The following is a 7,747-nucleotide window of genomic DNA, read 5'->3' on the forward strand; positions in this document are numbered from 1 at the left end:
AGCGTTGTCCCCACCCACTCAGGAGGTTGCCATGTCGCTCAGCCCCGAGCACGAGATCCCGCACCTGGAGTTCGACGAGTCGGTACCTCCACGCCCCGAGGAGGAGGTCGCTGACGCCACCCGCCGCCCCGATCCCGGCGGTCCGGAGGACGACGGCTAGGCGGAGCGGTCGCGAGAGGTCGCGTAGTCCTTCTTGAGCAGGAAGCCGCCGCGCACCACGAGCAGCGCGCCCACCGCGATCATGACCCAGTTGAGCCACACGCCGCCGTCGACGACCGCGCCGTACTGGAAGCCGATGATCGCGGCACCGGCGACCGCGGACACCGCGGCGGACCACCACCAGCGCTTGTGCAGCGCAGGCATGCCTGTCCACGTCACGTCGTCGTCTGCGGGCTGCTGCTTCTTCACCGGGCCGCTCGAGGACTTCTTCACCGGGCCGCTCGAGGACGCCCGGGCGGGACGGGCCCGTGGTGCGGCGCCGTCGTCCTCGGGCAGGGGAGCGGGGGAGTCGTCACGTCGGGCTGCCATGGCACCAGCCTCCCACGCCCCGTGGGGCGAGGGCGTCGCACCGTCCCGGGCTCCCGCGGGCACCGTACGCGCGAGAGCACGGCGGGTCGTACAGGTGTTCGATCGGGGCGGCGGCGCAGACCGAGGGAGGACGGAGGGCATGATGGACGCCGTGACGGTGACGCAGCTGGGCGAGGTCGAGTGGTCGGTGCTGCGGGAGATCCGGCTGGAGGCGCTCGACGACGCGCCGGCGGGGCTGGTGTCGCCCCGCGAGCGGGAACGTGGGTTCCGTGAGATCCACTGGCGCATGCGGCTGCGTTCCGGGACGTGGTTCGTCGCCTCGGCGGACGGAGCTCCCTGCGGCCTGATCTCCGTGCTCGCCGAACCGGGCGGGGCGCCCGACGACCGACACCTCATCGGGCTGTGGGTCCGTCCCACGAGCCGTCGCCAGGGCCTCGGGCGACAGCTCGTGTCGGCGGCTGAGAGCTGGGCCCGTGGCGAGGGTGCGCGAACGGTGTCGGCCTGGCTGGACCAGGACGACGCAGCCGGATCCGGGCTGCTCCAGGACCTCGGGTACGCACCGACGGGTGTGACGATGGCCATGCCGCGCGACCCGCACCGGACCGAGGCGCGCTGGGAACGGTTGCTGGACGTCGGTGACGAGGGAGGACCGGGGGACGTGAGGTCCTGACCGGCACGGGCCGACGCCTGCCAGAATGACATAATGTATATTATCGGCGATTCGCGACCACGGCAGCAGCGTCGCCATAGTCACCGGGACGCCTCAAGCGGGCGAGGCATCCTGCGGACGGGAACCTCGACCTCGACCGGCTGGTTCGAGCCGTCACGCTCGACGCGGACGACCGACCGGCGCTGATGCCGGCGAGGATCACACCCTGCGCCGCCGCCTCGGCGAGGATCTCGGGCAGGCCGTGCAGGCGCCGGACAGCGAGGAGGTTCGCCGTCGAGCCCCCACCGGCGCATCGGCGGGCCCCGCCGAGATGCCCGGTACTCCCCCGGCATACTGTGCGTCGCGCGCTCGTCGGCACCGAGCGCTCGTGGGCTCGCGCTCACGTCCGAGACGCAGTCACGACCCCGGTCACAGAGGTCGTTGCGACCACGACCGCATCGGGATCATGATGGGTGCGTTGAGCGTGCGAGGGAACCGCCGACGACGACGTCCCGGTCCCCTCGTCCCGACGCCGGCCGGGTCCTCCTGACGGGCGCCACCGTGGGCACTGCCGCCCGCCGTACCGCACCTTTCCGCGCACTGACCGGACGCCCCAGGCCCGAGGTACGCACCCGGGCCTCGGTCGACGGCGTGCCCCCGCACCGAAGGATGCCGCCATGGCAACCAAGCAGCGCAAGAACACCGACGAGTCGTCGTCGCGGAGCACCAAGGACGTCTCCGGCGTCCAGGGGTTCGACCGCGCCGATGCTCTGTACCCACCGCACACCGACCTCTTCACGTTCACCGCCAAGGTGATGGAAGGGCCCGGGCCCGAGTACGCCATGATCCTCGAGAGCATCTGCGGTGTCGCCGATGACTCCCAGCCCGTCGAGCAGTACGACGGCACGCTCGGCGTCACGGTCGCGTTCGTGGCCGCGCACCAGCGCCAGGCCGCGCAGGTCCAGTGGAACGCCGGACTGGGTGCCACCTACACCAACCCGGGCAACGTCAGCGGTGTCCGGTGGGGCAGCGGCACGATGATCAGCCGCGACCTGTTCCTCACCTGCGGCCACCTGTTCGACCAGAACCCGAACGGCTGGACGGTCCCCCGGCAGAACGGCACTGCCACCGCGATCAGCCCGGCGGAGATCGCGACGAACATGCGGGTGAACTTCCTGTACCAGGTGGACCCCTCGGGCACGCTGCGGGCAGAGGAGAGCTACCCGATCACCCAGCTCGTGGAGTACCGGCTCGGGGGCCTCGACATGGCCATCTGCCGGCTGGGGGGCAACCCGGGCGACGTCCACGGCTGGACCGAGGTCTCGGCCGCCAACGCCGCCGTCGGGGACATGATCTGCATCATCGGGCACCCGGCCGGCATGCCCAAGCGCCTCGAGGCCGGGCCCGCGACGACCGTCACGACGAACCGGATCACGTACGACGACATCGACACCCTGGGCGGCAACTCCGGCTCCGGGATCCTGCAGGCCTCCACGGGGCGCATCGTCGGCGTCCACACGAACGGCGGGTGCACCAGCACCGGCGGTGCCAACTCGGGTGTGGCGATCGCGGGCATCCTCGCGGTGTCCCCGACGCTCCAGGCCCTCCCGGCAGGGTCGAGCACGGGTCGTGCTGCGGACGGCATCACCACCCGGTTCGCCGACGACCTCCGTGCCACCATCCGCGCGGCCGACACCATCTCCCTGCGCGACCGCATCGGCACCCCGCTGGCTGCGGACATCGGCACGATCCACGCCGCGGACACCGCGCGGGTCCTCGACCGGCCCGGGACGCCGCTGGGCGCCGACACCCATCACGTCCTCGACAACCTCGGGACGTCGATCGCCGGCGACATCGGCACGTTCGGCGTCGGTGACGATCCCGACCTCACACGCGTCGAGACGGCGTTCGACCCCGGCTCGTTCGTGGACCCGCGGGTGTTCCCGCAGGGTGGGCGGCCCTTCGTCCAGGCCGGTCCGTCTCAGGTCGTCGCGCGCGAGGAGGTCGGCGCCGAGGGCTCGGACGTGCTCGCGGGTCTCGAGCACGCGATCCTGGCCCAGCGCGCCGCGTTGGAAGCTCTCGAGGCGACGTACGAGTCGCTCGCGGCGCAGCTGGAGGGCGGGTGGTGACCGGCGTCGTGGTGTCGTGCCGTCCGGGGCGGTGAACCGGTGATCGGCATCGTGTCCCACGTCGAGGACCTTCACACCCAGCAGGTCACCCGGCACCTCGACGCCGCCGGCTCGCCCTGGGCCATGGTCGACACCTCGCGCTTCCCCACGGCTGTGAGCCTGACGACCGTGCAGGGCGCCGACGGGTGGCGCGGGGTGTGGGCGGACGGCGGCGTGGCCTGGGACGCGGCGGACGTGCACGCCATGTGGTGGCGCCGTCCGCAGCCCTTCCAGCTCCACGCGGACCTGCGGACCGGCGACGACCGGCTGTTCGCGCACGGGGAGTGCGCCGCGGCCGTCGCCGGCCTGTGGGCGTGCATGGGAGCGACGTGGGTCAACGACCCCGACCGGGACGAGGCCGCGTCACGGAAGATGTGGCAGCTGCAGGTCGCCACCCGGGTCGGCCTGCGCGTCCCGAGGACGTGCATGACCAACGACCCGGAGCGAGCACGGGCCTTCGTGGCGGCGGAGCGGTCCGGCGCCGTCTACAAGTCCTTCAGCGCGACGCCGAGCACGTGGCGCGAGACGCGGCCGGTAGGGGCAGCGGACCTCGAGCTCATCGACGCCGTCCGGTACGCCCCCGTCATCTTCCAGGAGCTCGTGCCCGGTGGCATGGACCTGCGCGTGACGATCGTCGGGGAGGAGGTCTTCGCGGCCGAGATCCGCAGCGGTGAGTCGGCCTACCCCTACGACTTCCGCGTGGACACCGCCCACGCACCGACCTCGGTGTACGAGCTCCCGGACGCCGTCCGGGACCGGCTGCTGGCCCTCATGCGGGCGCTGGACCTGCGGTACGGAGCGATCGACCTGCGCGTCGCGCCCGACGGCGAGCACGTGTTCCTGGAGGTCAACCCGGCCGGGCAGTGGCTCTTCGTCGAGCTCGCGACGGGTCTGCCGATCTCCGCCGCGGTCGCGGGGCTGCTCACCGGGCTGGACCGCGACGGGGAGCGGCGCGGCGCGCGGGTGAGCAGGGACCCGCCGGCGCGGGCTGGATGCCGGCGTCTGCGGCATGCGGCAGGCTGGAGCCCCACACAGGAGGTCAGATGACGCGCACAGCCGCACAGCATGACGGCGACCCTCAGCTCGAGAAGCTCATCCGTCAGGTCCAGGAGGAGCAGCGCACCCTGCTGCTCGACCGCCTGGACAACGACGACGCGTGGCGGCTCGGCTGCCTGCTGGTCGAGCTCGGGCAGGAACGCGGCCTGCCGATCGTGGTCGACATCCGCCGCGGCGGCCAGCAGCTGTTCCATGCAGCGCTCCCTGGCACCACCGCCGACAACGACAGCTGGGTGACCCGCAAGTCGCGCGTCGTGGACCGCTTCGGCGCGCCGTCATTCCTGGTCGGGCTGCGCTCACGCCTCAAGGGCAGCACGTTCGAGCACGACACGGGCCTGCCGCTCCAGGAGTACGCCGCCCACGGCGGCTCCTTCCCCCTCACGGTCCGTGACGTCGGTGTCGTGGGCACGGTCACGGTCTCCGGCCTCGCGCAGGCCGAGGACCACGCGCTGGTGGTCGAGGCCCTGCGTGCCTTCCTCGGCGAACCGGGTCCCACCACCTGATGAGCACCCGGGCTCCTGGCGACACCCGGCCTCTGCTGCGGCGCATCGGAGGCCTGCTGGCACCCCACCGACGGGCCCTGGTGCTGGTGGCCGTCACGATCGTGGTGGGATCTGGGCTCGGGATCGTCACACCGTTCCTCACCCAGGCGGTGTTCGACCGTGCCCTCTTCCCCACCGACGGCGGCGAGGTCGACCTGGGTCTGCTCGCAGCCCTCGTCCTGGCCATGATCGCGGTCCCGGTGCTGAGCGCCGGGATCGGGGTGGGCCAGACGTACCTGACGACGTCGGTCGGGAACTCGGCCATGGCCGACCTGCGCGGCCGGCTCTTCGAGCACCTCGAGCGGATGGAGCTGGCCTTCTTCACCGCGACCAAGACGGGGTCGATCCAGTCCCGGCTGGCCAACGACGTCGGCGGGGTCAGGTCGATCCTCACCACGACCGCAGCCAGCATCCTGTCCAACAGCGTCACGGTGATCGCCTCGCTGGTCGCCATGCTGCTGCTCTCGTGGCAGCTCACGCTCATCGCGGTCGCCCTGATGCCGGCCTTCATCGTGCTGCAGCGCAGGGTCGGTGCCCGTCGTCAGGTCCTGGCACGCAAGACCCAGGAGTCGCTGTCGGACATGACCGCGATCACCGAGGAGGCGTTGAGCGTCTCCGGCGTGATGCTCGCCAAGGTCTTCAACCGGGCTGATGTCGAGGTCGCGCGGTACCGCGAGGAGAACCAGCGGCAGGTCGGCCTGCAGGTGCGTCAGGCGATGGCAGGCCAGGGCTTCTTCGGTCTCGTGACGGCGTTCATGGCGATCACCCCGGCGCTGGTCTACCTTGCCTCGGGGTACATGATCTCGGGCGGCACACCGATCACCGCCGGGACCCTCGTGGCGTTCTCGACGCTCCAGGCCCGGCTGCTCATGCCGACGGTGTCGTTGATGCGGGTCGCCCTGGACGTGCAGACCTCGCTGGCGCTGTTCCGCAGGATCTTCGAGTACCTCGACCTCGTACCCGCCATCCAGGACCGCCCGACGGCGCACCCGCTCGGCGCGAGCACCCTGCACGGGACGGTCGAGCTGCGAGACGTCTGGTTCGCCTATCCCCCACCGCCGACGCTGGTGGCACCTCCACCCAGTGCCGCGGAACGCTCGTCGGGCGGCCGAGGGAGTGGGTTCGGGGGCGGTCGCGGGGCCATGATCGCCCTGACCGGGGCGCCGGGACCCCACCACTCCCCCACGGGCTCGGTGCTGCCGGGCGCTGCGTCGACCGGCCGTGGTGCGGCGGGCGCGGCGTCGGAGTCGACGGCGTCGCACGACGCGGCGTCGGGCTCGGCGCAACGCCCGTGGACCATCTCGGGTGTCTCCCTGCGTGTCGACGCGGGCCAGCTGGCGGCCTTGGTGGGCCCGTCCGGCGCCGGCAAGACGACCCTGAGCTACCTCGTCCCCCGGCTGTACGAGGTCGATCGCGGCGCGGTGCTGCTCGACGGCCACGACGTGCGCGACCTGACCCTGTCCTCGGTGGCCGACGCTGTCGGCATGGTGACCCAGGACCCGTACCTCTTCCATGCCAGCATCGCCGCGAACCTGCGGTACGCCCGTCCCGACGCGAGCGACCAGGATCTCGCCGATGCGGCCCGCGCCGCCCACATCCACGACCGGATCATGGCCTTCCCGGACGGGTACGCGACGACCGTCGGCGAACGGGGCTACCGACTCTCGGGTGGGGAGAAGCAGCGCCTCGCGATCGCCCGGGTGCTGCTCAAGGACCCCAGGATCCTCCTCCTGGACGAGGCCACCTCGGCCCTGGACACCACCTCGGAGCGGCTCGTCCAGGAGGCCCTCGCGGAGGTCATGGCCGGCAGGACGACGATCGCCATCGCCCACCGGCTCTCCACGATCCGGCACGCCGACGTGATCTTCGTGGTCGACGACGGCCGCGTCGCCGAGCAGGGCACCCACGACGAGCTGCTCGAGACCGGAGGGCTCTACGCGCGCCTCTACGCCGAGCAGTTCGGCGGCGGGCGGGTCGAGGCCCGGTTCGCCGACGGCGTCATGTTCACCGACGGTGTCGTGCTCCCCCAGGCCTCGCCCTGGCACTGACCGCACCGGCACAGCCCCCGCCGAGCGGTTGCAGGCCGCGTCCCGCCGCGAGACCGTGTGTGCGTCCCTGCACGTCGCCCATGGGCGTCGCAGCTCCTCGCCCGACGGGTGTCGTGCTCGACGACTCGGCATCGGGCACGTTCACGGGACCTTCACGACCCGCCCGGAACAGCGACCCTCCCGTGGACGTTGACCCAGGCAGAGTGACGAACGATCGAGCGCGAGGACCCGTGCTCGTCCCAGCGGCAGAACGGAGGTCAACCCATGGCTGACCGGTCACTGCGCGGTATGCGCATCGGCGCGAACAGCATGGAGTCGGACCAGGGCGTCGAGTTCGCCCCGAGGCTTCAGGCGTACTACGACTGCCCGGACGGGCACACGATCGTCCTGCCGTTCTCGACCGAGGCCGACGTCCCTGTCGTCTGGGAGTGCCGGTGCGGCAAAGAGGCTCTGCTCCGGGACGCGAGCCTGCCCGAGCCGAAGGCGGGCAAGCCCCCGCGTACCCACTGGGACATGCTCCTCGAGCGTCGGACGGTCGGTGAGCTCGAAGAGCTGCTGAGCGAGCGTCTCGAGCTCTTGAGGGCCGGCAAGCTGCGCCGCTCCGCCTGACACGGATCGGCCTGACGCGGGCCGCGCGACCACGGCCGCCGCACCTCCGGGTGCGGGGGGCGGCGTGGTGCCCCGCTCCCCCCCCGGGCGGCCCGGGGGGGGGGGGCCAGGGCCCGGCGGGCGCCCCGGGCGGGGGGGCGGGGGGGA

At 72.2% G+C, this 7,747-nt stretch carries 9 protein-coding genes; 7 read left to right on the forward strand and 2 right to left on the reverse strand.

Annotation, left to right across the window (positions count from 1 at the left end; translation table 11 throughout):
* Positions 1-31: 31 nt before the first annotated feature.
* Positions 32-160 carry a hypothetical protein gene (locus M1R94_RS20500; protein WP_283253480.1) on the forward strand — a complete coding sequence of 43 codons (129 nt, stop codon included), beginning with the start codon at positions 32-34 and terminating at the stop codon, positions 158-160.
* On the opposite strand, the gene M1R94_RS15555 is transcribed toward M1R94_RS20500, so the two are convergent.
* Positions 157-528 carry a hypothetical protein gene (locus tag M1R94_RS15555; protein ID WP_249382631.1) on the reverse strand — a complete coding sequence of 124 codons (372 nt, stop codon included), beginning with the start codon at positions 526-528 and terminating at the stop codon, positions 157-159. The genes M1R94_RS20500 and M1R94_RS15555 overlap by 4 nt on opposite strands.
* Positions 529-667: 139 nt before the next feature.
* Between M1R94_RS15555 and M1R94_RS15560 the strand changes: the two genes are divergently transcribed.
* Positions 668-1,198, forward strand: coding sequence for a GNAT family N-acetyltransferase (locus tag M1R94_RS15560; RefSeq protein ID WP_249382632.1), 531 nt, complete (start codon positions 668-670; stop codon positions 1,196-1,198).
* 40 nt (positions 1,199-1,238) lie between these two features.
* Here the strand turns inward: M1R94_RS15560 and M1R94_RS20505 are convergent, their stop codons facing one another.
* Complete coding sequence (locus M1R94_RS20505) at positions 1,239-1,556, reverse strand: Type 1 glutamine amidotransferase-like domain-containing protein (protein WP_374109477.1); 318 nt, start codon at positions 1,554-1,556, stop codon at positions 1,239-1,241.
* Between the two features lie 298 nt (positions 1,557-1,854).
* Here M1R94_RS20505 and M1R94_RS15570 point away from each other — a divergent pair, with 298 nt between their 5' ends.
* From M1R94_RS15570 to M1R94_RS15590, 5 genes are all read left to right on the forward strand, one after another.
* Positions 1,855-3,306 (forward strand): trypsin-like serine peptidase, encoded by a 1,452-nt coding sequence (locus M1R94_RS15570; protein ID WP_249382633.1) that lies wholly within the window; start codon positions 1,855-1,857, stop codon positions 3,304-3,306.
* Positions 3,307-3,345: 39 nt separating this feature from the next.
* A complete protein-coding gene (locus tag M1R94_RS15575) occupies positions 3,346-4,392 on the forward strand; it encodes an MvdC/MvdD family ATP grasp protein (RefSeq protein ID WP_249382634.1) in 1,047 nt (348 codons plus the stop codon).
* A complete protein-coding gene (locus M1R94_RS15580; protein WP_249382635.1) occupies positions 4,389-4,904 on the forward strand; it encodes a heme-degrading domain-containing protein in 516 nt (171 codons plus the stop codon). Before M1R94_RS15575 ends, M1R94_RS15580 begins: the two co-directional genes overlap by 4 nt.
* Entirely contained in the window at positions 4,904-6,991 is a 2,088-nt protein-coding gene (locus M1R94_RS15585) for an ABC transporter ATP-binding protein (RefSeq protein ID WP_249382636.1), read from the forward strand. The genes M1R94_RS15580 and M1R94_RS15585 overlap by 1 nt, the downstream gene beginning before the upstream one ends.
* A 264-nt stretch (positions 6,992-7,255) precedes the next feature.
* The gene (locus tag M1R94_RS15590) at positions 7,256-7,600 is read left to right on the forward strand and encodes an RNA polymerase-binding protein RbpA (RefSeq protein WP_249382637.1); all 345 of its coding nucleotides are present in this window, start codon (positions 7,256-7,258) and stop codon (positions 7,598-7,600) included.
* Positions 7,601-7,747: the final 147 nt, after the last annotated feature.

Origin of the sequence: Actinotalea alkalitolerans, assembly GCF_023369855.1 — a bacterium.
Lineage (GTDB): Bacteria > Actinomycetota > Actinomycetes > Actinomycetales > Cellulomonadaceae > Actinotalea.